This is a genomic window from Microbacter margulisiae (assembly GCF_014192515.1).
GTDB classification, from domain to species: Bacteria; Bacteroidota; Bacteroidia; order Bacteroidales; family Paludibacteraceae; genus Microbacter; species Microbacter margulisiae.
Genome location: NZ_JACHYB010000001.1, coordinates 1,848,309 through 1,873,273, shown reverse-complemented (window position 1 = coordinate 1,873,273; position 24,965 = coordinate 1,848,309). Strand labels below are relative to the sequence as shown.

The 24,965-nt window shown below is 41.7% G+C and carries 21 protein-coding genes; 8 read left to right on the top strand and 13 right to left on the bottom strand.

From position 1 onward, the window contains the following. Positions 1 to 18 precede the first annotated feature (18 nt). The 6 genes from FHX64_RS07590 to FHX64_RS07565 form a co-directional block, all read right to left on the bottom strand. Positions 19 to 1,371: an alpha-amylase family glycosyl hydrolase gene (locus tag FHX64_RS07590; RefSeq protein WP_183413163.1), complete on the bottom strand. Its 1,353-nt coding sequence runs from the start codon at positions 1,369 to 1,371 to the stop codon at positions 19 to 21. 32 nt (positions 1,372 to 1,403) lie between these two features. Beyond that, complete coding sequence (locus FHX64_RS07585; RefSeq protein WP_221202160.1) at positions 1,404 to 2,123, bottom strand: GyrI-like domain-containing protein; 720 nt, start codon at positions 2,121 to 2,123, stop codon at positions 1,404 to 1,406. Positions 2,124 to 2,192: 69 nt separating this feature from the next. Further along, positions 2,193 to 4,511: an outer membrane beta-barrel family protein gene (locus tag FHX64_RS07580; protein WP_183413162.1), complete on the bottom strand. Its 2,319-nt coding sequence runs from the start codon at positions 4,509 to 4,511 to the stop codon at positions 2,193 to 2,195. A 40-nt stretch (positions 4,512 to 4,551) separates the two neighbouring features. After that, a complete protein-coding gene (locus FHX64_RS07575) occupies positions 4,552 to 5,451 on the bottom strand; it encodes an alpha/beta hydrolase (protein ID WP_183413161.1) in 900 nt (299 codons plus the stop codon). 63 nt (positions 5,452 to 5,514) lie between these two features. Continuing rightward, positions 5,515 to 7,986 carry an outer membrane beta-barrel family protein gene (locus tag FHX64_RS07570; protein WP_183413160.1) on the bottom strand — a complete coding sequence of 824 codons (2,472 nt, stop codon included), beginning with the start codon at positions 7,984 to 7,986 and terminating at the stop codon, positions 5,515 to 5,517. A gap of 392 nt (positions 7,987 to 8,378) precedes the next feature. After that, on the bottom strand, positions 8,379 to 10,013 hold the full coding sequence (locus tag FHX64_RS07565) for a hypothetical protein (protein ID WP_183413159.1): 1,635 nt from the start codon (positions 10,011 to 10,013) through the stop codon (positions 8,379 to 8,381). Between the two features lie 530 nt (positions 10,014 to 10,543). Between FHX64_RS07565 and FHX64_RS07560 the strand changes: the two genes are divergently transcribed. Next, positions 10,544 to 11,353: a hypothetical protein gene (locus tag FHX64_RS07560; RefSeq protein ID WP_183413158.1), complete on the top strand. Its 810-nt coding sequence runs from the start codon at positions 10,544 to 10,546 to the stop codon at positions 11,351 to 11,353. Between the two features lie 926 nt (positions 11,354 to 12,279). On the opposite strand, the gene gltX is transcribed toward FHX64_RS07560, so the two are convergent. From gltX to FHX64_RS07545, 3 genes are all read right to left on the bottom strand, one after another. Continuing rightward, complete coding sequence (gene gltX / locus FHX64_RS07555) at positions 12,280 to 13,794, bottom strand: glutamate--tRNA ligase (RefSeq protein ID WP_221202159.1); 1,515 nt, start codon at positions 13,792 to 13,794, stop codon at positions 12,280 to 12,282. A 102-nt stretch (positions 13,795 to 13,896) separates the two neighbouring features. Further along, positions 13,897 to 14,880, bottom strand: coding sequence for a 6-phosphofructokinase (gene pfkA, locus FHX64_RS07550; RefSeq protein WP_183413157.1), 984 nt, complete (start codon positions 14,878 to 14,880; stop codon positions 13,897 to 13,899). A gap of 4 nt (positions 14,881 to 14,884) precedes the next feature. Continuing rightward, positions 14,885 to 15,766, bottom strand: coding sequence for a 4-hydroxy-3-methylbut-2-enyl diphosphate reductase (locus FHX64_RS07545; RefSeq protein WP_183413156.1), 882 nt, complete (start codon positions 15,764 to 15,766; stop codon positions 14,885 to 14,887). A gap of 159 nt (positions 15,767 to 15,925) precedes the next feature. Here FHX64_RS07545 and sufC point away from each other — a divergent pair, with 159 nt between their 5' ends. Then, positions 15,926 to 16,681: a Fe-S cluster assembly ATPase SufC gene (gene sufC / locus FHX64_RS07540; protein WP_183413155.1), complete on the top strand. Its 756-nt coding sequence runs from the start codon at positions 15,926 to 15,928 to the stop codon at positions 16,679 to 16,681. A 95-nt stretch (positions 16,682 to 16,776) separates the two neighbouring features. Further along, positions 16,777 to 18,117 carry a Fe-S cluster assembly protein SufD gene (gene sufD / locus FHX64_RS07535; protein ID WP_183413560.1) on the top strand — a complete coding sequence of 447 codons (1,341 nt, stop codon included), beginning with the start codon at positions 16,777 to 16,779 and terminating at the stop codon, positions 18,115 to 18,117. A 116-nt stretch (positions 18,118 to 18,233) separates the two neighbouring features. On the opposite strand, the gene FHX64_RS07530 is transcribed toward sufD, so the two are convergent. The 4 genes from FHX64_RS07530 to bcp form a co-directional block, all read right to left on the bottom strand. Next, positions 18,234 to 18,554 carry a DUF5056 domain-containing protein gene (locus FHX64_RS07530; protein WP_183413154.1) on the bottom strand — a complete coding sequence of 107 codons (321 nt, stop codon included), beginning with the start codon at positions 18,552 to 18,554 and terminating at the stop codon, positions 18,234 to 18,236. A gap of 25 nt (positions 18,555 to 18,579) precedes the next feature. Beyond that, positions 18,580 to 19,104 carry a sigma-70 family RNA polymerase sigma factor gene (locus FHX64_RS07525; protein WP_183413153.1) on the bottom strand — a complete coding sequence of 175 codons (525 nt, stop codon included), beginning with the start codon at positions 19,102 to 19,104 and terminating at the stop codon, positions 18,580 to 18,582. Next, positions 19,097 to 19,732, bottom strand: a complete 636-nt coding sequence (locus tag FHX64_RS07520; RefSeq protein WP_183413152.1) for a DUF6249 domain-containing protein — start codon at positions 19,730 to 19,732, stop codon at positions 19,097 to 19,099. Before FHX64_RS07520 ends, FHX64_RS07525 begins: the two co-directional genes overlap by 8 nt. 222 nt (positions 19,733 to 19,954) lie before the next feature. After that, positions 19,955 to 20,410, bottom strand: a complete 456-nt coding sequence (gene bcp / locus FHX64_RS07515; protein ID WP_183413151.1) for a thioredoxin-dependent thiol peroxidase — start codon at positions 20,408 to 20,410, stop codon at positions 19,955 to 19,957. Positions 20,411 to 21,247: 837 nt separating this feature from the next. Between bcp and FHX64_RS07510 the strand changes: the two genes are divergently transcribed. The 5 genes from FHX64_RS07510 to FHX64_RS07490 all read left to right on the top strand — a co-directional run bounded on the left by FHX64_RS07510 (position 21,248) and on the right by FHX64_RS07490 (position 24,939). Continuing rightward, complete coding sequence (locus FHX64_RS07510; protein WP_183413150.1) at positions 21,248 to 21,811, top strand: hypothetical protein; 564 nt, start codon at positions 21,248 to 21,250, stop codon at positions 21,809 to 21,811. 628 nt (positions 21,812 to 22,439) lie between these two features. Then, positions 22,440 to 22,649, top strand: a complete 210-nt coding sequence (locus FHX64_RS07505) for a hypothetical protein (RefSeq protein WP_183413149.1) — start codon at positions 22,440 to 22,442, stop codon at positions 22,647 to 22,649. Positions 22,650 to 23,355: 706 nt separating this feature from the next. After that, complete coding sequence (gene tnpA / locus FHX64_RS07500) at positions 23,356 to 23,817, top strand: IS200/IS605 family transposase (RefSeq protein ID WP_183413559.1); 462 nt, start codon at positions 23,356 to 23,358, stop codon at positions 23,815 to 23,817. A gap of 84 nt (positions 23,818 to 23,901) precedes the next feature. After that, complete coding sequence (locus FHX64_RS14250) at positions 23,902 to 24,033, top strand: type I restriction-modification system subunit M N-terminal domain-containing protein (protein WP_246392344.1); 132 nt, start codon at positions 23,902 to 23,904, stop codon at positions 24,031 to 24,033. Between the two features lie 660 nt (positions 24,034 to 24,693). Beyond that, the gene (locus FHX64_RS07490; RefSeq protein ID WP_183413147.1) at positions 24,694 to 24,939 is read left to right on the top strand and encodes a hypothetical protein; all 246 of its coding nucleotides are present in this window, start codon (positions 24,694 to 24,696) and stop codon (positions 24,937 to 24,939) included. Positions 24,940 to 24,965 lie beyond the last annotated feature (26 nt).

Below are 24,965 nucleotides of genomic sequence, written 5' to 3'. Positions count from 1 at the left end.
TAACAGAAGTGCCGGTTGTTATTGTTTCAGGATAAGGTAGGAATACGGAGATAGTGTTACATGAGTGGAGAGGCTAACTTTAGAGGAATTTTCCGCATTAATCCATACGCTGTTCGTTAATCCTACCGGAAGAGCATAATCTTCCGAAACATTTCTTACATTAACTATTATCGCTATTTCCTCACTGGCATCAATGCGTTTAAACGCAATCACATTGGTATTATAAAAAGGCATGATTCTTCCATCTTTCACAGCGGGAAGCGTGCTACGTATTTGCATTATTTTCTTGTATGCATTATAAATGGCAGGATTGATATTCCAGGTGATGGGTTGCAAGGCTCCATTTACATAAAATGGAATTTTATGGGGATAAGCTACTTCCTGCCCATTGTAGATCAAAGGAACTCCTCTCATGAAGGCCGTTGCCACAAAAGCGGCTAAAGATCCTGCTGGCGAATGATAATAGCCTGCCAGTGAATCGCTGTTATCTTCGTCGTGGTTAATGATAAACCTTAATTTTTGATCTCCTGAAGGCACTAGGCTGTATTCAGCTGAATCCGTTGTAAAGATATCTCCGGCATTTTCTCCCTTGAAAATGGATTTGATCTTGTTTGAAAAGTCCCATGCATAATTCACTTGGAACCCATCAGCAAAATCTGAAGAATTGGTGCCCTCGGCCAGAAAGATTAATTTACGACCTGCTATGCTGTTGAGCGTGTCAATAGCCTGTTGCCAGAAATCAGAGGGAATCATATCAGCAGCATCGCATCTGAATCCATCAATATTAGCCTGCGTAATCCAATATTTCATGGCTTGTATCATCGCCATACGCATATTGGTATTCGCATAATTTAGCTGGGCTACATCTGTCCAGTTTGTACCTGCGGGACTAATAATCTTGCCGTTTGCATCTTGTTTATACCATGACTTGTTTTGAATCCAGGGATTATCCCACGACGTGTGATCGGCAACCCAATCGAGTATGACCGCCATATTTTTTGAATGGGCACTATTGACAAATGCACGCAGGTTGTCAAGCGTTCCATATGTTGTATTTACTTCCGTATAGTTTCTGACACAATAAGGGGAACCGATGCTTTTTAATATTCCTATTGGATAAATTGGCATTAACCAGATGACATTAATATCTGAATTTTTTAGCGAGTCCAGCCTTTGCATAGCTCCGTACAGTGTGCCCTCAGAACTGAAAACAGGTATATTCAGTTCATATACCACCATGTTGTCTATGGAAGGTGTATTTGTAAAGGGCGTATGATTCAAGCCGCCGGAGTCAGGCGCATAATGGCTTTTACTGCATCCGAATAGCAATAATATGGTTGACAGTAACAAAAAACGAAGAACAGATCTCATGCTCGTTTTATTTGTTCATCAAATGGTGTTCCTTATCGCGGTCTTACCGGCTGCCTGATTATCGTCTTTAGTTTTTCTGGAGATGCTTTGCGGATATCGCTAAGATAGATCTCATGGTGTTTCCCGTTGAAACCAACATCCTTTTGTGCCATAAACTCATAAAGCTGCGTAATAGTAGGCTGTTCTGCTGCGTATGGGCCAATATGCATGATTTGTACGCAAGCTCCCTCTTCAAAATACTCAAATCTCATTTTTTGAAGCGCTGGTAAATCTTTCTTTTTTGTTTTTATCTGTTTTATGGCCTCATCCAATAACTCTTTGGTGATAAATTCGGGCTGCATGATCATGGCTGTCCAATGCCACAGTTCTTTATGCTCCATATCAGGTGGCATTCCATTTTCCGTCCACCACAGGCTTTCCAGAGGCAACACACCGTAGTCGGATCCATTCGGAGCTTTTTTAATCATAAATTTCAAGGTATAAGAGACGCTGAATAACGTTTCGATAGCTTCCTGATACGCTGGTGAAGTGTTTGGATTACCTTGTCCATCAATCATCAGGTAGTTCATCCCAGGAATGGTCACGCTGACCGGTGTTATTGCGGGACAGTCGTAAATAGCCTTCAGCTCTTTTTTGAAATCTCTTTTTGCCATGATCGCTGCATTATCTGTTTCATTGCAAAGATAATCATCTATTTCTGTCGATGGTTCTCTAAATGCATTCCCTACGTAATTGCAGAGGAAGAGCGGCATTATGGCATCCTGTTTTTGTAATGACTTGTCAATCTCAGCTTCGCTGTCTTTAGCATCTATTGTGCTCTATTATTTAATCCGTTGCTGTTCTGTTTGATCTGCCGATTTGGAATGATACTGATAGGTTGATTTCCCAATTCTATATGTAATACTTAGTTTCACGTATCGGTTATCATTTCTGGATATGTCAATATTATTGCCATTAAGAACAGATTGTTGCCAGATAGTCGTCTCTTTTAATATATTGTTTACAGATAGGTCGATCAACAAACTATGGTTTAGAAAACTTCGGTTAAGAGAAATTTCGGAGTTGCAAAAATGTCGCTGATAAATAGCATCAGATGAACCATCACTACGATATTGTAGAGCAATATTAAATGTCAAACTATAAGGCAAAGAGAAAATATTAAGCAGATTACCGTAAAAATTAGGAGTATTATTATTTCTCAAGAGTAAATTGTTATTATAGTATAGATAATTATTTGTCCATAAAGTTCCGCTTGCGGAAATACTCCACCATTTGAATAAGCTTTGATCAAACAGTCCATATAAGTAAAAATCGTTTGTGTTCCTACCGTTAATAAACCTTATATCTGTAATTGTAGGGGTATTATGATCTTGATAGACTAAAAAATAGATTGGATGTATGTTATACTCATATCCAACATGTAGTGTAATATTACCAAACAGTTTTGCTGAAACCTCAGCTGAATGCGTTAAGGTGGACTGTAAAGATGGGGTTCCATGCTTGTTCATTAAAGAGTCAATTTGTAGACTTGGATCTAATGCTGAAAAAGAAGGACGAGTTATCCGCTCAGAATATGAGAAGCCGATTGAAAACTTGTTAGATGAGGTGTAATTAATTGCAAAGCTTGGAAAAAAGTTCAGCTTGACACTATCTATATAAACTTGAGTGTTATTTTGTGCCTTTCTGTAGAGGTTTTCTGCTCTTAATCCGACACTTGCGTTCAATTTCTTGGTAAATTTTGCGGTAATAGAACCATAAGCAGAAATATTTTGTTCATTGGTATAATAACTCTGCATCAGACTATTACTTCCTGTCAAATCAGTATGACTATTTGTTGTTATCAGATAATATCTGACTCCTGTTTCTAGTGTAAATATATTATGCATTGGTTTCTCATAATCTACATTTAACGAGTAAATCATTGGAGCATTGGAGTCATCATTTGTATTCCAATAAGGTGTTATATTTTTACTACCTATCAGTGTATTGTAAAAATTCTGTTTATAGATAGTCTTTTGTTTGGTAAAATCAGCTATGACATTCAATGTCTGTCCTATTGTATCCATCAAAAATGTATAAGTTAAGTTCCCATTGAGTTGATATATTCTGTTTGAATTATGTGAATAGGTAGTAAAGTTATTATATAAAGGAGAAGTGAATGTTAGCAATTTTGATTCATCTATATAATAAGGATCATAATAACCATTCCCTTCTATGGTAAGAAATTGTTTTTTTGACAAAGCAAGATCTATGGACAAACGTCCTTCCTGAGATTGAGAATAAACATTTGCTATTTTTGATGTATTCATGAAATTATTTTCAGCTATCGTAGCGTAGCCACTTTCATAGACTTTGGAATTATCCGGTGAGTATCCGTAATAAAAATCTGTCGTAATAATTCCTTTCGTAATTACACCTTCTACAAACTCATCATTGCTGAAGAATCGGGCTTGCCGGAAAGCTTCCCCCAGCCTAAGCTGGTCTTGTTTGTATCTAATAGTCTTGATCAGTACCACGGCATTCCCCTGGGCATCATAGGCAGCAGAGGGATTGTCGATGATTTCGATGGTTTTTATGTCCTGTGGATTGAGCATCTTTACCTCATCCATCGAATGGGTTTCCTTTCCGTCGATGTAGAAAACGGGAATGCCTTTTCCTGCCACAATGATATTACCCTGTGCATCCTTAATCAGTCCAGGAGTCTTCAACAACATATCCATACCATTGATAGTGTTGCCGAGAATGCTTCCTTCCACTGTGACAATCGTTCTGTCTGCCGTGCTTTGAATAACAGGGAGCCGGGCAGTCACAGTCACTTCATTCATTTCTTTTGTCTGCAGGACAACATCCGGCAGTGTATTGATTTCATTTGTCAGTGTAACCGGTTGCAGATAATCTTTGTATCCCATACTGGTGATCTTCAGCAGATAGGACTGGGTTTTCAGGTTATTGAACTGGAATTGCCCGTTGAGGAATGTTCCTCCGGACACTAAGCTTGAATCTTTAGGCGATAATACCTCCACATTGAAATAATCCAAAGGTTGATGGTTATGCTCCATGACCTTGCCAGTAAGCGTTACGCCTGCTTGGATGTATTCTGATACAACCAGGCAGCAAAGTATCCAAAGAATCTGTTTCATTGATCTTGTCTGTTTTGAATCCGTGACCATAGATTGAAGGTTATAGATTTTCCCTGAAAAAGCTAATAGTTTTCTTTTGAAATAAATTCCACGCTATAATTTCGGGAGCTTCAATTCCGCCGTGTCCTGCTTTATTTACAATCCATAACTCACGTACATTGCTTTTGACCTTTGAAAGAATCTCAAGAGAGTTTTTTGGGGGAGTCCGTTTGTCCAATTTCCCGACAATGAGGAAGATCGGTTTGGTAAATGTATTCCAATGTTTACGGGGAGAATATTTATCCATCCCTTTGGGTAAAATTAGCGGACGCGAAGGATCCAGTCTCTTTAATCCGGGAATGATGTGATGGTAATCCGTAAAGAGTCCCCTTACAACGATCGCTTTTATCTCGGGACGTGTTGCTGCAATATAAAATGAGAGGAATGCTCCGGTAGAGAATCCAAATACCCCTATTTTATGGGTGTCAACGGTTGGCAGTTTGACTGTGAAATCAACAATTGCGTTGTAATCGGTAATAAATTGAGGATAGACGAGGTAGTTTGTATTAATTGGAAAATATTGACTTTCTCCAAATCCCCGCCAATCAAATGTAATCACATTAAATCCATTCGTACAATAAAGATGGGCAAGACCAAGTAGTTGCTCCATATTACATGCATCTCCGTTGCAAATAATAATTGTAGGCCGTTTTGCCGTGTCAATCACAAACGGACGGATAAGCGTCCCCTTTTCATAAGCTTTGGCGGAATCTTTTGATAAAGCTTTTTGTGCAGGATAATACCATGCCTTCAGGTTATACCCGTCAGCCGTTTTGACATTGTATTCTTTAAACATTAATCCTTGTATATTAGGCTGCCATGCATAAACAGCATTCGGTAACAGCGCGTATACATCATACACGCATAAAAACAGGAGAATAATAACAATAAGTTTTTTCATACGTTGGTAGTTTTATTTGCAAATGATTATACATTCTTGGATATGATTATTTTGAATCTTACATCATATGGCAGGCATTATCTGATTTCCAATAAATTTCTTTTCTGTCTTAATTTCCATTTCTTCTTTGTTTCTATAACTCCCGAAATGATAGGTCAGCATAATACGTAAAGATTTAGCATCGTATGAACTTGTATATTTTGTGTTTAAATTGGCTGTGGGATTTAGGAGATGATCCACAGGTGGGGCTGTCGCTTCTAGAGTTATGCCAAGGTTATCCTTGAAAAACTTACGTGACAGATCAATGGTGAAAGATTGCGTTGGTTTTTCCAGTTGGTAAATCTGGGATATCCCAGTAGATATGTAGGTATAGTCTGCAAACAATTTCAGTTTATAGGGCAACAGGAGTTGTAAAGAACAATCTACTATCCAATAAGGTTTGAAGTTGACAATGTAGGGATAGTCTTGTATTTTTTGATTATGCCATTCGACGTCAAAAAACAGGTAACTCATTTTGTCCAGATTCAACGGATGCGTAAAAATATCCATTCCTTGTGCAAGGATATTGAAAGGAACAGGGAAGGACGTATAGATGTCGAATTTTTGCATGTGCCTGTAACTTAAATATGTTTGACGGGTAACCAAAGAATTGGGATCGGTAGTGTATGTCAAGATGTTGACATTATGGATATGGGCATAAATGGCTCCAATTTCGAAGTAGTCAAATGCTGTCAAATCACAGGCATAATTGTCGTACAAGGTTGGCTGTAGAAAGGGATTTCCCGATGCTGTATTATAGCTATCGAAGTAGCTGTTATTGTTTGGATCCAATTGCGCGTAAAATGGCATGGCAATTTTTCGTGTATAACTGGCTACAAGATTTACAGCGGGGCTTAGCTTATACAACAGATGAATTGATGGAAAAAGTTTTGTAGTCGTATTTTTCAGGATGGTATCATCAGGAAGACTACTTGTATAATGTATCTCTTCCATTCGCAATCCGGCAGAAGCTTGCAGGTTTCCCCATTTCTTTTGTCCCTCTGCATAAAAGGCCAGATTGGTTTCCTGATAATGAAAATTCAGTTGGCTTGTGTACGCCGGATAGTTGAAAACAGTAACGTTATGATTGCCCAAATTATATTGTCCTAAATCATTTGCTTGGAATGTACTTACTTTACCACCGCTATTCAGTTGGAATTTTAACCGGTCAAAAGGTAATTCGAAGTCATATTTCAAATAGAAATTGTGAATTCTCAAGTGGATGTCATTTATACTGTATAAGGTTGAATCAATCTGATCTTGTATTGATTTTCCGACTGCTTGTTTATTGAACAATAAATAATATCCGGTAATCTGTAGCGATTTTCCCGAAGTGTCGAGGAGGGTTTTGTATTTTGCCACAAATTCGTCGTTTCTGTTTTTCGTGTCATTCCGGTATGTGTTTGTATATGCGATGGCAGGCATTACATTCCGGCTATAAGAGTTGCTAAAGATAGATGGCGTGGTGTTTGTCCTGTTGAGGTTATAATTGAGGATTAAATGAGAAGTTTTGTTGATTTTGAAGTTCAACATGGGTCTGAAATAAAAATTATGTTCCGGAATATCCGATTGATTATGTTGAAAGAAGTAGATCTCCGGTGTAAATGAAGTAAATGTTCGATTGATAAAATCAGAAGTATTTCGTTCCAAATGATCATATCCTGTTTGAACTTGCCAATTCATGTTTCTATTATTCCCGTTGAGCATTAATGAAGGCATATAGGTGCTCTTATGAAATTGATTGATTCCATAGGTAAAATCCAATGTTCCGCTGAAATGCTTAAAATGGGTTGTCCGGGTAATAATATTGATGACAGCTCCATTGGCATTCGCTTCAAAAGATGCCCCGGGGTTTGTTATCAACTCAATTTTATCAATTGTCGTTGCTGGTAAGCTTTGAATATAATTAATCAGATCTTGTCCGGATAAGGTACAGGGTACTTCATCAATATAAATCATGGCATCCTTACCATGTAAATTAATACTACCGGTAGGGGTTAACATGACCCCAGGCAATTTTCTAATCGCTTCTTCCATAGTTCCTGACGCAAGGAGAGGATTTTCTTTTACGAGGTAAGTGGTTTTATCAGCATCTATTTTGACAAATTGTTTTTTATCTCCTACAATGGTTACCTCGTTCAATTCTTTTAGCATCAGTTTTTGTAATAGAACTATCTTTCCCAGGTTGACGATTTGTGTATGAACATCAACAGAGAATGAGAGAGTGTCTTCATTGTAGTTTTGCGAATTGACCAACATTCTGAACTGTCCTGAATCCTTAGGCAGGATAAATTGATTGTTACATTGTGTGGTTGTGTAGGAAAGGTATGTCTTGTATTGATGCCGTATGAATTTTTCGAACGTAATGTGTTTTATGACTGAATCTTTTGAATGCGGAATCTTATAAGCTTCAATATCAACTTTGACCATAAGGTTTTGCGCTTGAATGGGAATAATAGCTAATATCCACCAAAAGAAAATATGCTTTTGTTTCATTGTACATCGTCTATAATGTAGTGATATGCGATTGCTTGTTAAACATTGAGTTATGTCCGACTTATGCTTTGCTGTTCTAAAGTCCGTCAAAGCGGCTCACGCCGCCCTGACGAAAAATGAATGCATGAGAAAATGAAGGATTTATTGTATGTTGTTTGTCGTTATTGCCTTCGGATAAGTAATAATATTTTATCTGAAATGGGATGCATATTCGGTTGGTTAAAGTTATTCCTAAATCTTTTGATTGATAAGGAATTGCGAAAAACGCCAATACCTATTTTGCAAATATTGTGTTTTGGGAAAACCACTGGAAACCAGAAATGTGTGGCTGTGCTCTGGAATAACGGATACCTATCTGCCCGGAATAGCCAAAAAAAGGCTTGTTTTTGGCACTAAAAATTGGCGAGAAAATCGGCAAGATTCATATCATGTGCCAGTCCCAATCGCTTGCGGATGATGGTGCGGCGCATGTTATACGATTTTGCCTGAATGTTGAGGAGGGAGGTTATGACGGATGATTCGAATCCGGCAAGCAACAGACAGCATATTAAGATGTCGCCGGATGTTAGGTTGGAATATTGTTTTCTCAGGCGTTCGGAGATTTGGTTGTAAAGCATGTCGACGTTGGCTGTGATTTCATAATAAAGCTTCGATATCTCCTGCTCTTTTTCATCCAGCATTTTTGCGATATCATTTTTACGAACGCCTCTTGCCTGTGTGAGATCGGCTTGGATATCTTTTCTTTGTTCGTTGATGTTTTTCAGCATAGCTTGCTGAATATCGAGCTGCTTTTTGATGAAGAGATTTTTTTCTTCTCCTTGTTTTGCTAACATTTCTTCTTTGGTGCTCAGAATGCGTTGTTGTTCAAGGAGCCTGTGTTTCTGCCTTCTTTTAAACAAGACGAATGATATGGCGGTAAGGCTGATCACCAATAAAAGCAGTATGATGAAAACATTTTTTTGCCTGCTGTACATCCATAATGATTTGTTTTCTGTTGCATATTGTTGATAATCATATCTTTTTTCCATTCCTGCAAAGCTTTCTTTCAACGCTTGTTGACGCAACGAATCTTTGGCATCGGAATCTTTCTTTGCATAATAAAGAGCAGTTTGGAAATCTTTTTTCTTTTCGTACAGGTTTTGCCACAATTGATAATAGATTGGAGCCATCTCATGCGGATTCGTGCATTTTTTCAGGTATAACATCGCCGAATCCAGCTTGTTGGTTTGCAAATAAACCATTGCCAGATCAATCCATTTGTTATAATCGTACTGATCGGATGTTTGTGCGGCGATTTTCAGATTATGAAGCGCTGCGGCATAGTTGTGCCGGTGATAATAAATCAGTCCGGTGAAACGATAAATAGTGTTGGTAAGTGTTCTTTCGTGGAGAGGATCTGTTGCTTTTTTGGCTAAATTAATGTAATACAGTGCACTGTTGAAGTGATTTTGCAGGTAATAACCATTGGCAATATTGATTAACCCGAGAGCGGAACTGCGCCGGTCTCCTGCTTTTTGAAAAGCCCCGTAGGCCATCCGGTAATAGAACAACATACTATCCGGTTGACCCTGTGCCTGACATTCAATGGCTTTGTCGTTATACACAAATCCCTGTAATTGGAAGTTATTGCTTTTAGCGGCGTAGGATCCCGCTTTCAGTAGTGCAGATGCACATGCTTCGGCATTACCTCCTTTTTTATCGATCCGGGCAAGATATAGCCATGCGTATCCTGCCCGTAGTGGATCCCTGGTGCTGTAATACCGGGTTGCAATGCGAATAAGCGAGTCGGATTGTATACTGATGTTGCATTTGTCATATGCCTGATTCTTTAATAGGGCATAAAGCGCCTGTTCAGGGGCGGGAAGACGCCGTGAATCTGTAATGTGGTTTAATAGTAATAATGCACTGTTGGGATATGATTCCATCAGGCTGTCGGCACGTGAAAGTAATATCTTGTCATGCCTGAAGCTATCGTGGCATGAGGAAAGGAACAGACAGATGACGCAAAAGAAGAGTAAATGGCGCATAACACAAAGAAAAAAGAAACGAAGAAAGTGCCTCTTGAATTCGGGTTATTATGCGTTAAAGATACAAATTAGATTCATACAAAATACTTCTTCTTCAGAAAATATCAACTTTACATTACGCTTTTTAACTTTTTTAGAATGCTAATTATCAATTCATTGCAAATAGTCAATTGTGTACAAACTTGACAGCTATCAATTTTCAGGGAGAATGAATCAAAATACTTTCAATTTTTCGGCGCAAAAAGAGGACAGAACACCCTGAAACTGAACTGGCGAAAGAAGAGGTAGATATTCACGAATACAGAAAATTATGGACACTGCCTTAATGACTCAAAGGATTGATGATGGTAGTTGTTGTTCTAACGCTTTTAGGCTTACCTGGTGGGCATTTGCAACGTTTAAGGGTATAAGCTCATCTTATAAATTAATCCCTGTTGGGCATTCTTAGGAGGAAAATATATTCAACAATATCAATGCCTGACTATGGTATATTACCTTTGCACATTCAATCATGTAATTCCTTAGCGATCATGAGAACCTTCTTTTTATTGTGCTGTTCGGCACTACTTGCAGCTTGTACACAGTATCAGTATATTACTTTGAATAGCAATATTTACAAAGCCGATAACCAGTCTTTTGTATGGGAAAATGACAGTGTAAAAGTGCAATATGTTTTCTCAGGTGCCGACTGTCCGGTTACTATTCAGGTGTACAATAAATCAGCACAGCCAATATATGTTGACTGGAAAAAATCTGCGGTGATATACAGTGACGGTTCTCGTTTGAGTCTCTGGAATGACGAGGTTTATATCAATACTGTGACAACGGGCGCAGCCATCCATTTTCGTAACTACTCATTGTCTGGGTCCGAAACTGGCGGTGTAGCGAACAAAAAAGAACAGGTCAGTTTTATTCCACCCAATTCGTATGTGTCTGTAACGCCGATGTCGATAAGAAGTACATTTATTCTTCCTCTTCCTCAGCAATTGAAGCATAAAGTGCCATTCGGCAGTATGCAAAACTCCCGGGTTGATCAATATAGCTTTGAACCTGGTAATTCTCCGTTTACTTTCAGATGTTTTCTGACTCTCTCTGCTGACGAGGGCTTTTCGCATCCAATATATATAGATCAGCCTTTCTGGGTGTCCAACATTATTCAGACTACGATCTCTCCTTCTGATGTTTATCAGGCAAGTAACATGTTTTATGTTAGCAGGACAACTGTGGTAGGTCATATTATGGGGGGAGTGGGAACGGTAGCTGTCATAGCCGGCGCAGCTTACCTGGATGCTACAACCACACCACCGCCTCCCCATGAATATAGGCACAGATACAGATAACATGCATCAAAAGAGGTTGTCACCTGTGCCCCTGATCAAAGGAATTCACCTTAGCAGTCTAAAGTCAAAGGGTGAACAACACTAAACCGCGGTATAAAAAGAACTGCGGTTGAAAGTGTAAGGTGTAAAGTTGAACGAGCGCCTCGGTCAAAAGTCTAAAGGCTACAACGGTCAAACCTCATATTTTGGGGAAACTCACTGACCTTGCTATCGTATAAGCTTACGAAAGTTACGCAATAAAAATTCAGGAAGTCCATAGTAAAAATTGGACATCAACTTCTTTTTCACTGCTAATCTTCTTCTTTTTAATAATTCAACTTTCGCAAGTAAAATAACTTGCTGATATATAAGAAAATAGCAGCATATAAATTTGGTAAAATCACTGAATGTCAGTAACTTTATATTGTCAAACAAAACCAAAAAAAATATACTGAGACATAAAGATACAATAATACTTTCAGAGAAAAATAGCTTTTTTACTTCAAGTGAAAAAGCAATAGGAACAATGTTCAGTCTCCTTGTTTATGTTTGTTTTTAAAAGCTACCGTATGAAACTTGAATCCCATCTCTGATAATTGGGATCAGGCACCCATTTCGAAACCTTATGTTGAGTGTAGCTTACCCTTAGTAGGGAAACCAATAACCACCCTGGTAATTGACCTTATTCCCTTATTAGATACGATAATAATTTGTTTTTAGAAGGGCGTAACGGACTCACATTCCAACATCATCTTCCCCTTGGATATGAAGAATTCACATACTCGTTTCATATTAATAAGGGAATAAGGTTTGCCTGATCTTCATATGATCTATGCTACTAAGGGTCAGGTATTTCCAAAATAAGGTTTTAAATCTCAATAACCTAAAGCAACCGGATTATTTGGAGCTTGCGAAAGTTAAATTAATAACTTCCTGCTGAGAATGACTTACACGAGTGTTGCCATGGCTTTACGAAGGCGTTGCAGGGTTTCTTCTTTGCCGATAATAGACGTAAGATCGAACAGATGGGGGCCTTTGGAGGCGCCTACCAAAGCGATACGGAAAGGATTCATTACATTCCCGGTTTTATATCCGTTGCTTTGAATCCACGCCATTACATGAGCTTCATCAGCCTGTGCATCAGACCCGAAAGAAGGTAATGACTCAATCAGTTGAACCAGCGCTTCGAGCATCGGCTTTGTTTCGGGTTTCCAATGTTTTTGTACCGACTTTTCGTCATATACTGTTGGAGCTGCAAAGAAATAATCGGTGTTATCCCACAGATCCTGCATGAAGTTAATTCGCTCTCTCATCAGGGAAACCACCTGTGATACCATTTCGTCCGCGGCTTCAATGCCTTTTGATTTCAGTACGGGTTGAAAAGCTGCTACAAGTTCGGATACCGGTTTTTGTTGCAAATAATGGTGATTGAACCATTTTGCTTTTTCGAAATCAAATTTGGCTCCGCTTTTGCTACATCGTTCGAAAGAAAATTGTTCGATCAATTCCTGCATGGTAAAGATTTCCTGATCGGTTTCGGGATGCCATCCCAATAGTGCCAGAAAGTTGATCACAGCTTCGGGATAATAGCCTGCCTCGCGGTATCCGCTGGAAATGTCACCTGTTTTCGGATCTTGCCATTGAAGAGGGAAGACGGGAAATCCCAGACGGTCGCCATCCCGTTTACTCAGCTTTCCGTTGCCTTCGGGTTTGAGCAGCAGTGGAAGATGAGCAAACTGTGGCATGGAATCTTCCCAGCCGAAAGCGCGATAGAGTAAAACATGCAACGGCGCCGATGGTAACCATTCTTCACCCCGGATCACATGCGAAATCTCCATCAGGTGATCATCCACCACATTGGCCAGGTGATAGGTAGGCAGGCCATCGGACGATTTGAACAGTACCTTGTCATCCAGCACCGTCGAGTTGATCACCACTTCACCACGAATCAGGTCGGTTACACGTACCTCTTCATCGGGTTCTATACGTAAACGCACCACGTATTGTTCTCCTGCCTTCAATCGTTGTTCCACTTCCGCTGTGGGCAGAGTGAGCGAGTTGCGCATAAGTCCGCGGGTAGCGGCGTCGTACTGGAAGTTTTTAATCTCATTCCGTTTGGCATCCAGCTCTTCCGGAGTGTCAAAGGCATAATAAGCTTTGCCTTCCTTCAGTAGTAAATCTACATATTGCGTGTAGATTTGCCGGCGTTCGCTTTGTTTATAAGGAGCATAATCTCCGCCTTCCCGCACGCCTTCGTCGGCTTTGATGCCAAGCCACTGTAACGACCCGTTGATATAATCTTCTGCACCGGGAACCAGACGCGCTGAGTCGGTATCTTCGATGCGCAGGAGGAAATCGCCTCCGTGTTGTTTGGCAAAAAGATAGTTGTACAAAGCGGTGCGGACACCTCCGATATGAAGCGGCCCTGTGGGGCTTGGAGCAAAACGTACTCGAACTCTCATTGTGATGATGTTTAAAGGAAAGAACGTGAGAAGCCTGAACGCTTCTCACGTAAGTATAAATTGTGGCGCTCCGCACTGGGAACCGCCGGAAAACTTAAACGGTTAAATCGACAGAATGCGTATGATGTCCATTAATTTCTTATCCACAGGTTTCTCGTCCTTAATGGCTTTGTTGAATGGAACATAAACAATTTCATCGTTGACGATCCCAATCATGACATTGCGCTGGTCGTCGAGCAGGGCATCAATGGCTGCTGCCCCCATGCGGCTTGCCAGGATGCGGTCGTTGGCCGTGGGAGATCCGCCCCGTTGGATATGCCCCAGGATGGTAACGCGGTAGTCATATTCCGGGTATTTTTCCTTCAGCCGGTTGGAAATACCGATAGCGCCACCGGTAATGTCACTTTCGGCTACCAATACGATGCTACTGTTCTTTGACTTACGGAAACCTTGTTCAATCAGTTCATTCAACTGGTCGGTGTTGGTTTCGATTTCAGGAATGATGGCCGCTTCGGCCCCGGAAGCTATCGCTCCGTAGAGGGCTAAAAAGCCGGCATCACGACCCATGACTTCAATAAAGAAGAGGCGTTCGTGCGAACTTGCTGTGTCACGGATTTTATCCACAGCCTGCACAATGGTGTTCAGGGCGGTGTCGTATCCGATGGTATAATCAGTGCCATATAAGTCATTGTCAATGGTGCCGGGGATTCCTACGATAGGAATATCCGGATATTCCTGTGCAAAATAACGCGCTCCGGTGAAAGTTCCGTCTCCTCCGATAACGACCAATGCATCAATTTCTTCTTTCCGCAAGTTCTCGTAGGCGATTCGCATGCCTTCTTCTGTCTTGAATTCCTCGCTTCGGGCTGTTTTAATGATGGTGCCACCCTGCTGGATAATATTGCTGACATCCTGTGTCTGGAATTCCCTGATTTCGCCTCCGATCAACCCTTTGTATCCGCGGCAGATAGCCTTTACCCGGATGCCATGATAAATGGCTTTACGCGTTACAGCGCGTAAAGCGGCATTCATTCCTGGAGCGTCCCCTCCCGAGGTTAATACTCCAATACATTTAATTTGATACATGTTGTTAATTATTAGTTGGTTGCAATGCAATTTCCTTCACGCGTTCCGCAACTTTCTCCATCAACCAGGCTGGTGTTGATGTCGCACCACAAATGCCGACGGATGAAACATTGGCTAAAGCCTGCGGGTGAATATCTTCAATTTTGTATATTAAATGTGAGTTAGGGTTTGCTTTTTGGCACTCTTCAAACAGGGATTTGCCGTTTGAACTCTTCTCCCCACTTACAAACAAGACCACGTCATGATTTTGTGCAAAGATACGAATATTTGGAATTCGATTTGCCACCTGGCGGCAAATTGTATCTACATGTTCAAAAATAACGTTATCGGCAATTTTGTCCTGTATGTTGTTTATAAGCTCATTAAACCCGTTTAATGATTTCGTGGTTTGTGAAAAGAGGTAAATGTTCCGGGTGAAGTCAATTCGTTCCAGATCATCAGGATGTTCCACCACAATAGCGTTGTTTTCGGTTTGCCCCATCAGTCCGATGACTTCGGCATGTCCTTTTTTGCCATAGATGACGATCTGCCACTCCTCTTTCGGATGTGTTTCGTATGCTATTTTAACGCGTTGTTGCAGTTTCAGTACCACCGGACAGGTGGCATCAATAACCTGGATACCTGCTTCTTTGAGTTTCTGATAGGTGGATGGCGGTTCTCCGTGGGCGCGGATCAGGACGCGTGATCCCTTCGCTTTTTCAATCGAATCGGCGTAAAGCGTCGTCATCCCCTTCTGGTGTAAACGTTCCACTTCCAGTTCGTTATGTACTATGTCACCCAGGCAGTAAAGCGGTGACGGATCCTGTAGCTCTTTTTCTGCTTTTTCAATGGCTCTGACGACTCCGAAACAAAAGCCGGAGTGATCGTCTATATCAATTTTAATCATTTCAAAATAGTTGAATGTTTATGTTGCAAAATTAACACCCTATTGTCGGGAATGTATCCATCAACCCCTTAATTATTGACTATCTTTGCATAAGATTCCTTTACGGCAAAGTTGTCCGAATGTGGGGATCTTTTTTCTGAAACTATAAATATATGATATATGCTGACAATTAAGAATTTACATGCATCGATAAATGGAAAGGAGATTTTGCGGGGCATTGACCTGACGGTGAATGCGGGAGAGGTTCATGCCATCATGGGGCCAAACGGTTCGGGTAAAAGTACACTTTCGGCGGTGTTGACAGGAAATCCACTGTTTACGGTTACCGAAGGTGAAGTTTACTTCAATGGCAAGAATCTGTTGGAGATGAAACCCGAAGACCGTTCCCGCGAAGGCATCTTTCTCAGTTTTCAATATCCGGTTGAAATTCCCGGTGTTAGCATGGCTAATTTTATGCGTGCAGCCATCAATGCTCATCGCACTTATCAGGGACTGGAACCTATCTCGGCATCCGATTTCCTGAAGATGATGCGCGAAAAGAAAGAGCTGGTGGAGTTGGATGCGAAACTTACCAACCGTTCGGTGAACGAAGGATTTTCCGGCGGAGAAAAAAAACGGAATGAAATATTCCAAATGGCCATGCTTGAACCTAAACTATCCATTCTTGACGAAACAGACAGTGGACTCGATATCGATGCATTGCGGATTGTGGCCGAAGGGGTGAATAAACTGAAACGCGACGATAACGCCTGCATGGTAATCACGCACTACCAACGGTTGCTGGATTACATTAAGCCTGATATAGTGCACGTTCTTTACAAAGGGAAAATTGTGCGTACTGCCGGCCCGGAACTGGCGCTGGAACTGGAAGAACGTGGCTATGAATGGATCAAGCAGCAGGTGGACGAGGAATAACAATCCGGTTACATGTTTTACAGGGGCTGATGTTTTCTCTTTTTTATCACAGATAAAGAGGAAGCGGGAGCCCGATTAATTCTGAACGTAATATGATGTCAAAAGAAAATACTTATATCGAATTGTATCAACAATACCGGAATGCAATTCACAAGCCCTGCGCTCCACTGCTGAATGCCCCCCGGGATGAAGCCATGGATGCTTTTATCCGGCTGGGATTCCCGACCACTTCGCAGGAAGATTATATGTACACAGACCTGGCTTCGGCATTTGAGGTTGAATATGGATTGAATATTAACCGGCTTTCTATACCGTCCAATCCGGGCGATGTGTTCCGGTGCGATGTGCCGGGTATCACTTCATGGGTTTATTTTGTGGTGAACGATAGTTTTTATCGGATGCCACGTCAACCCAAACTTCCTGAAGAGGTTATTGTGTGCAGTCTCAATGAAGCCGCAGAGAAATATCCGGCCTTATTCGAAAAATATTATAACCGTCTGGCTCCGAATGATGAGGTGGCTTCCGTGGCTTTCAACACTGCCTTTGCCCAGGATGGATTCTTTATGTATGTCCCCGACGGGGTGACGCTTGAAAAGCCTGTGCAACTGGTGGATATCATGCGATCCGATGTCGATTTTATGGCCAATAGCCGTAACCTGATTATCATCGGGGAGGGGGCTAAGGCAAGATTTCTGGAATGTGCCCACACCGTGGATAATGTTCAGTTTCTGAGCAACCGTGTCACTGAAGTTTTTGTGGGCGAAAATGCCACATTTGATTATTATTCGCTTGAAAATACGCACAATAAGACGACTAACATCGCCTCTCTCTATCTTCGCCAGGAGGCCTCATCCAATGTGGTGGTTAATGAAATTGTGCTGCATAACGGGATGACGCGTAACGATGTAAAGATTGATCTGCAGGGTGAAAAGTGTCAGACTTTGTTGTGTGGTATGGCTATTGGTGACAAAGCCGAACATATTGATAACTCCACGTTGCTGGTGCATGCAAAACCCGGCTGCCAGAGCCGCGAACTGTATAAATATGTGCTTGACGATTCATCGGTTGGCGCTTTTGCAGGAAAAATTCTGGTGGCTGAAGGAGCACAAAAGACAGAGGCTTTATTGACCAACCGTAATTTGTGTGTTACGCCTACGGCCAGAATGAAGACAAAACCTCAACTCGAGATCTATGCCGATGATGTGAAATGTTCCCATGGTGCAACCATCGGACAGCTGGACGAGACAGCCATGTTTTACATGCGTTCGCGGGGACTATCCGAGGCAGATGCAAAACTGTTGCTGATGTATGCCTTTATGGCTGACGTGATTGACAATATTCGTATCGACGTGTTGCAGGAACGGATCCGTTACTTGGTCGAAAAACGTTTCCGCGGTGAACTGTCGAAATGCACAGGATGTGTGGTTTGTAAATAAGCGGTTACAATATAACGGATTGCAGAAGGCTGTCTCATTTATGGGACGGCTTTTTTTGTCTTTACCGGGAAGTGGGTACAGCGCCTATGTCAGGATTCCTCAGTGTTTCGGCTGTGTTATCTGTTGAAACTGAGACTGACGGTTGTTTTATGTTCGTGCCACAGGAAAGCAACCAGAAAAACCGCAACTAAAGCTGTACCTGCTACCGGGAATGTCCACCAGGGGGCTTTTTCCATCAGCGTTGCTATCTGTTCTATGCTTCTTTGGTAGCCGTTGATGGCAAAGAAAAGTAACGTGCCGATAGCGGCAAAAATCCATACGAGAGGTGGAGCAGGCTGTCTTGCCGGCAGACGGTTAATCACCTTGCGCGAAAACCCGTTATCAGGGATTTCCTGTTTGTGTTGTTGCAGAAACTGTTGTAATGCTTTGTCGTTCATTGTTTTTCAATTAAAAGGGTTTTGCCTACTGCAATAAGGACGCCAGCTTTGTCTTTCCCGCCGAAACGTATGACTTGAGTGTTCCCAGCGGGCATTGCATCACTTTTGATGCCTGTGAATGACTTAGTCCTTCCATGTAACAAAGCAGAATAGCAGTACGTTCTTCGTGTCTCAGTTTTTCCAAAGCTGCATACAGATCGGCATTTTCTGCCGAGTAATCATTGTCTGTGTGATAATGGCGGTCCACTTCGTCAAGCGAAACTTCATCCTTCCCTTTCTGAGCGCGAATATAGTCATAAAAAACATTGTAGGCAATACGGAACAGCCAGGTTGAAAATCCCGAGAGTCCCTTGAAGGAACTCAGTTGCAGGTAGGCCTTGATAAATGTCTCTTGTGACAGGTCATCGCTGAGCAATGCATCACCCATCGTCAGATTCAGGAAAAAACGTCGGATGGGTGATTGATATTTTCGGACAAGCGGATCGAATGCATTTTTGTTTCCTAACACTGTAACCTGCATGACCCACTTGAGGTCATCAGCATTACTCATTGTTCGTGTTGTTCGCTTTGTTTTTTTTCTCAACAAAATAACTGATGCCGTAAGCAATACCGACCAATCCGGGGATCATACCGAATGCCCAGGGAGAATTGAAGCCCATCAGGTAGAGCATTCCGATCGATAATCCTATTCCCACAGCAAGCCAGACCAATCCTTTCAGCAAATAACTTTTTTGATCTTCCTCCGGACGTTTGAAGAAGTCGGCAGGCAGATCGCGGCCTGACTCAATGGCTTTTTCATAAAGGTCCATCAGGCGTTGTTCCTTTTTCCGCTTGGAGTACATCACAAAGAAGACAATCAGAATAGCTGTAACGAAAGGCATCATGGATATCAGTACAATACCTACGGCACCCAGTGGATTGGCTTCGTTTTCTCCTGATCTGATTTTCTCCAGTTCAAGCAGTTGATCCGGAGAGAGTTTCTGAATCAGTTCCGACTCCTGTTGATCCTTGTTTGTGCCGTAACTGCTGTCGGCAGTAGATGATACAGAATCCTTGTTGGCTGTAGGAGCAACATGCTGGGTGGTGGTAGCCAAAAGCTTGTCTGTTTTTATATCAGCCTTTGTTGTGGCAAATACCCCACACAGCACAAATAGCAATAAAAATCCGATTTTTTTCATAACTGTAAATATTTAGAATGGGTTTGTTACAGGTTAGACGTAGCAGACTTTGCATTTGGATGAGTGAATGTCATTTTTTTTGCAGAAAAATTTTATTGTCATCGAAAACAGCTGTTTTACTGTGGTATGCAAACTCTTATGCCGGCGTCTTCTCCTGTATTTTCCGTTATGTTATGCTCAGATTTATTTGGACCGGAGAAAGCATGATACTGCTTTCCATTTTCATTGCAATGCAACTTCCAGTTGCTGCGAATGTTCTTTGGTATTCACTTTTTCGATTACATGGGTGATGACGCCCTGCTCGTCGAGCACAAAAGTGGTACGCAGTATACCCATATATTTTTTTCCATACAGGCTTTTTTCGCCCCAGGTACCGAATGCTGTAGCCAGTGTTTTCTCTGTGTCGGCCAGTAACGTGAAATTCAACTGGTATTTAGCCATGAATTTCTGATGCGAGGTGGGGCTGTCGGGGCTGACACCGACAATCTGATATCCTTTATCTGCCCAGGCCGAAAGATTCTCGTTCAGGTTGCAGGCTTCTGCGGTGCATCCCGAGGTGTTGTCCTTGGGATAAAAATAGAGAATGGTTTTTTTGCCTTTCAGGCTACTTGTTTGAAACGGATTCCCGTTGTGATCCTGCACCGTGAGGTCAGGAATGTGATCTCCAGTTTGTAACATAATCTTTTTTGTTTATGATTGAAATATAATGATTTGACTTGTTTGCCACTTCAGCCGGTAGTGCCGCAACTGGCCTGCCTAAAGGAATTTTTCCCATTTTGGCGTTGCAAGTTACAAAATAAAAGTACCTTTTCCCAAATAAATTGAAAATATTCTTTGGACGGCATATCTGAAGATGGTGAGAATACCGGAAATCAGGACCGGGAGAAGGGAAGGATGTTACGATGATTTATGTCGAATTTTTACCATACATATTGAGAAAACATGCTTATGCGAAACCATCCTGTTGCGCGTGACTGGTAGTTGTTCAGGCATTACACCATAAGGGCTTCCTTCTGATCTTTAGGCCTCCTTAAAGCCACCTCAAAGCCACCTCAAAGCCTGCTCAAATCTATTTATAGCATATATATAGTATATATATAGCATATATGTAGTATATATATAGCTTCTTTTTAAAAAGGAGTAATATATCTGCTTTATATAAATTATATCTATATTTGTGATGAGTTTTTACTATATTTGAGGTGACTTTGAGATGGCCTTAAGCATAGGTAACAGCAGGAATCAAACAAGACAATTTTAATTATATCGATTATGGCGCGTGTAAAAGGACTGATGCAAATCACAGGTAACATGAAGGGCGTTTCCATGTACACCCGGCGTGGAAGCGAAGAGGTGATAATCCGTACCAAAGGCGGACCGAGTAAATATACCATCAAGACAAGGGAGAGTTGTAAAGCGTTGCGGCAAAACGGAATAGAGTGGACCGGCTGTACAAAGACCGCGAGCGCTATCCGGCGAAGTGTTGAGCCGCTGTTGCGCGTTGCGGATTACAATGTGACGTCGGCGCTGAATGCTTTGTGCAAAAAGATTCAGCAACTTGATACGGAACATGAGCATGGACGGAGAAGTGTGTTGATCAGCCGGCATCATGACATGCTGGCAAATTTTGATTTCAACAGGACAAATCCTTTTGAACGGGTGATCCGCGTGCTTCCGCAATGGACTATTGACCGCGCGAATGTAAGCGCAGTGGTTACCATTCCTGCCTTTGATCCTGCCAAGCATCTGGTGGCACCAAACAAGCTCCCGTTGATGCGCTGGATGGTGACGCTGGGAGTGGCCACCGACATGTTGGTGCCTGAAAACCTTAATGTGTATGATTATGCCCATGATTTGCTACTTGGCTACCGGAGAGAAGTGAGTAGCGAATGGAATCATGTGAAGCGCTCCCTTGCAGAACAGACGCTAACAGTTGACCTGCCTTTGGTATCACCTGTGTTAACAGCCGATGACACCCTTGTGCTGAGCATCGGGGTGGAGTTTGGCAATATCGGGGTGGATGGCTCCGGTGAGGCCGTGAAATATGCAGGCTGTGCCAAAATACTGGGATGCGTGTAATGGCTAAGGAGATAGGGAGGCTTAATAGAAATAGGGATTGTAACCCATTGCATATGGAGAAAGGAAAAGGCGTTTGAAGGGAGGTTGGTGTGTTAGATATGCCTCGTGCCTACGGCACTCTGGTGGGTATGTAGAGGCTTTTTCGCCGGGCTAAAGCCACGACGTTACAAAATAAAAACATGCCTACGGCATTACAAGGCAGATACACAGCACAGGTTAAGTCCCGTAGAGACGATGTATGGCATTGGATTTTAATCCATTGCGTTTGGCGAAGGTTGGTTTCGTAGTGTAATATGTATCGTGCCTACGGCACTCATGCGGAGGTTGCATGGTTGTTATCGCCGGGCTAAAGCCACGACGTTACAAAATAAAAACATGCCTACGGCATTACAAGGCAGATACACAGCACAGGTTAAGTCCCGTAGAGACGATGTATGGCATTGGATTTTAATTCATTGCGTTTGAGGGGGTGGTTTCGTAGTGTAATATGTATCGTGCCTACGGCACTCATGCGGAGGTTGCATGGTTGTTATCGCCGGGCTAAAGCCACGACGTTACAAAATAAAAACATGCCTACGGCATTACAAGGCAGATACACAGCACAGGTTAAGTCCCGTAGAGATGATGTATGGCATTGGATTTTAATTCATTGCGTTTGAGAGGGTGGTTTCGTAGTGTAATATGTATCGTGCCTACGGCACTCATGCGGAGGTTGTATGGTTGTTACCGCCGGGCTAAAGCCACGACGTTACAAAATAAAAACATGCCTACGGCATTACAAGGCAGATACACAGCACAGGCAAGTCCCGTAGGGACGATGTATGGAATTGGATTTTAATTCATTGCGTTTGAAGGGGTGGTTTCGTAGTGTAATATGTATCGTGCCTACGGCACTCATACGGAGGTTGCATGGTTGTTATCGTCGGGCTCAAGCCACGACGTTACAAAATAAAAACATGCCTACGGCATTACAAGGCAGATACACAGCACAGGTTAAGTCCCGTAGAGACGATGTATGGCATTGGATTTTAATCCATTGCGTTTGGCGAAGGTTGGTTTCGTAGTGTAATATGTATCGTGCCTACGGCACTCATGCGGAGGTTGTATGGTTGTTATCGCCGGGCTAAAGCCACGACGTTACAAAATAAAAACATGCCTACGGCATTACAAGGCAGATACACAGCACAGGTTAAGTCCCGTAGAGACGATGTATGGCATTGGATTTTAATCCATTGCGTTTGGCGAAGGTTGGTTTCGTAGTGTAATATGTATCGTGCCTACGGCACTCATGCGGAGGTTGCATGGTTGTTATCGCCGGGCTTAAAGCCACGACGTTACAAAATAAACCGTGCCTAACGGCACTACAAGATGCAACATGCCTAACGGCATTTGGTTTTGAGTATTTGGCAAGTCCCGTAGGGACGAAAAGATATGGTAACTTCGGACTTCAGTCCGTAGTGATAGGAAGAAAAAAACTATAAAAAAGTCCCGTAGGGACGATTCATTTTATAACTACCGGACTTTAGTCCGTGGAAAAAGAGAATATGGCAAACACATATCATCAGGTGTATATACAGGCAGTATTTGCTGTGAAATACAGAGATGCAGTAATCGATAAATCATGGCGAAGCAAATTGCTGGGCGTGATTGGGCAGCTGATCAACGAAACAGGCTGTCAAACCATTATTGTAAATGGCGTCGAAGATCATATACATTGCTTTTTCGGGCTAAAACCATCGGTGCCTATTTCGGAGGTTATGCAAGTGGCAAAAGGAAAATCGTCGAAATATATCAACGACCACCTGTTAACTCCACATCGCTTCGAGTGGCAGGAAGGTTATGGCGCGTTTTCGTACTCACATTCACACATCGATAAGGTGTATCATTATATTGAGAATCAAGAAGAGCATCATCATAAAAGTTCATTTAAAGAAGAATATGAAGGATTATTACAAAAGTTCGAAATTCCTTACGATGAAAGTTATATCTTCGAATCACTTATTTGAAAATACTAAAACCAAGTCCCATAGGGACGATTCAACTAATTATTGTAACGCCGGACTTTAGTCTGGTGATTAAAAAGAAAGCTTATGACAACTTCCTCCATAGTATCCAAAGTCTGGTCATTCTGTAATCCATTACGCGATGTAGGGGTGGGTTATGGCGATTACCTGGAACAACTTACCTATCTGCTGTTTTTGAAAATGGCTGGCGAATGCTGAAAGATGAGTTGAATGAGTTTGTGGTGTGAAAAGTGTTTTACACTTCAATATATAGAAAGCACTATTGAAAGATTATGCTTTTCAGTAATATATCCAGTAAAATACCGATACCTGAAACAGGAGGTATGAGTCACTCTGGCTGTATGATGCTGAGGAAGTTGCAGAACTTATAAAAAGAGTTGTTCTTTCAGTTGTAAAAACAAGATAGGATGTGCTCGAAAGTGTTATATTTGACAATCAGCGATGGGGGAGGATGGATTTTGTATCAAAGATGGCTTGAAAATGTAATAAATAATATGCTGTAACCCTATCAGGTTTTCAAAACCTGTTAGGATTGCAGCATAAAAACATAGAAAAGCAATCCGGAATGAATTGTGGAATCGCTGAAATTGCCTGAGTAAAACCGAAGGTGCATGCAGGATGGAAGATGCCGTAGCTGGTATCGCCGAACTCCGGCGCCTGCATGTGCAGATGGGTGAAGCAGTGCTGGAGGGGTATGACTTCGATTCCACTCAGTCACCGCAGCAGCCAACCATAAAGCTGCGGCACGATTTATATGAGGTAACTATATGTCTGAAAAATAAGGAGATAATTATTTTAGCGAGTTCCATACGCCTTTTTAAACAAATTATTATCATATGAAATCACAAATTCAACTGTTTGAACAAAAGAGAGTTTGTGCCGTGGAATGAAGAAGGTGAATTTTGGGAAACAGCCAGTAGTGTTTTGCTACAGAAAGACTTCGAAAGGAATGAAGCTCTGATTGAAAGCTTTGGCATGGCTTTGGAAAATGAACTCCGGCTCCCGAACGAAGATATTGGCAGTTTCATTCAACCGATTACCAATGATAGGCATAAGAAAAAATGGAGAGGCGAAAGAAAAACGGTAAATGAGAAGAACGCATAAATTATTTATATTCAAGAGAAAAATAG

Bases quoted from the DNA above. Each gene is read 5' to 3' on its own strand.
- FHX64_RS07590 (WP_183413163.1), bottom strand. From the start codon at position 1,371: ATGAGATCTGTTCTTCGTTTTTTGTTACTGTCAACCATATTATTGCTA.
- FHX64_RS07585 (WP_221202160.1), bottom strand. From the start codon at position 2,123: ATGCCGCTCTTCCTCTGCAATTACGTAGGGAATGCATTTAGAGAACCA.
- FHX64_RS07580 (WP_183413162.1), bottom strand. From the start codon at position 4,511: ATGAAACAGATTCTTTGGATACTTTGCTGCCTGGTTGTATCAGAATAC.
- FHX64_RS07575 (WP_183413161.1), bottom strand. From the start codon at position 5,451: ATGAAAAAACTTATTGTTATTATTCTCCTGTTTTTATGCGTGTATGAT.
- FHX64_RS07570 (WP_183413160.1), bottom strand. From the start codon at position 7,986: ATGAAACAAAAGCATATTTTCTTTTGGTGGATATTAGCTATTATTCCC.
- FHX64_RS07565 (WP_183413159.1), bottom strand. From the start codon at position 10,013: ATGCGCCATTTACTCTTCTTTTGCGTCATCTGTCTGTTCCTTTCCTCA.
- FHX64_RS07560 (WP_183413158.1), top strand. From the start codon at position 10,544: ATGAGAACCTTCTTTTTATTGTGCTGTTCGGCACTACTTGCAGCTTGT.
- gltX (WP_221202159.1), bottom strand. From the start codon at position 13,794: ATGAGAGTTCGAGTACGTTTTGCTCCAAGCCCCACAGGGCCGCTTCAT.
- pfkA (WP_183413157.1), bottom strand. From the start codon at position 14,880: ATGTATCAAATTAAATGTATTGGAGTATTAACCTCGGGAGGGGACGCT.
- FHX64_RS07545 (WP_183413156.1), bottom strand. From the start codon at position 15,766: ATGATTAAAATTGATATAGACGATCACTCCGGCTTTTGTTTCGGAGTC.
- sufC (WP_183413155.1), top strand. From the start codon at position 15,926: ATGCTGACAATTAAGAATTTACATGCATCGATAAATGGAAAGGAGATT.
- sufD (WP_183413560.1), top strand. From the start codon at position 16,777: ATGTCAAAAGAAAATACTTATATCGAATTGTATCAACAATACCGGAAT.
- FHX64_RS07530 (WP_183413154.1), bottom strand. From the start codon at position 18,554: ATGAACGACAAAGCATTACAACAGTTTCTGCAACAACACAAACAGGAA.
- FHX64_RS07525 (WP_183413153.1), bottom strand. From the start codon at position 19,104: ATGAGTAATGCTGATGACCTCAAGTGGGTCATGCAGGTTACAGTGTTA.
- FHX64_RS07520 (WP_183413152.1), bottom strand. From the start codon at position 19,732: ATGAAAAAAATCGGATTTTTATTGCTATTTGTGCTGTGTGGGGTATTT.
- bcp (WP_183413151.1), bottom strand. From the start codon at position 20,410: ATGTTACAAACTGGAGATCACATTCCTGACCTCACGGTGCAGGATCAC.
- FHX64_RS07505 (WP_183413149.1), top strand. From the start codon at position 22,440: ATGGCATTGGATTTTAATTCATTGCGTTTGAGAGGGTGGTTTCGTAGT.
- tnpA (WP_183413559.1), top strand. From the start codon at position 23,356: ATGGCAAACACATATCATCAGGTGTATATACAGGCAGTATTTGCTGTG.
- FHX64_RS14250 (WP_246392344.1), top strand. From the start codon at position 23,902: ATGACAACTTCCTCCATAGTATCCAAAGTCTGGTCATTCTGTAATCCA.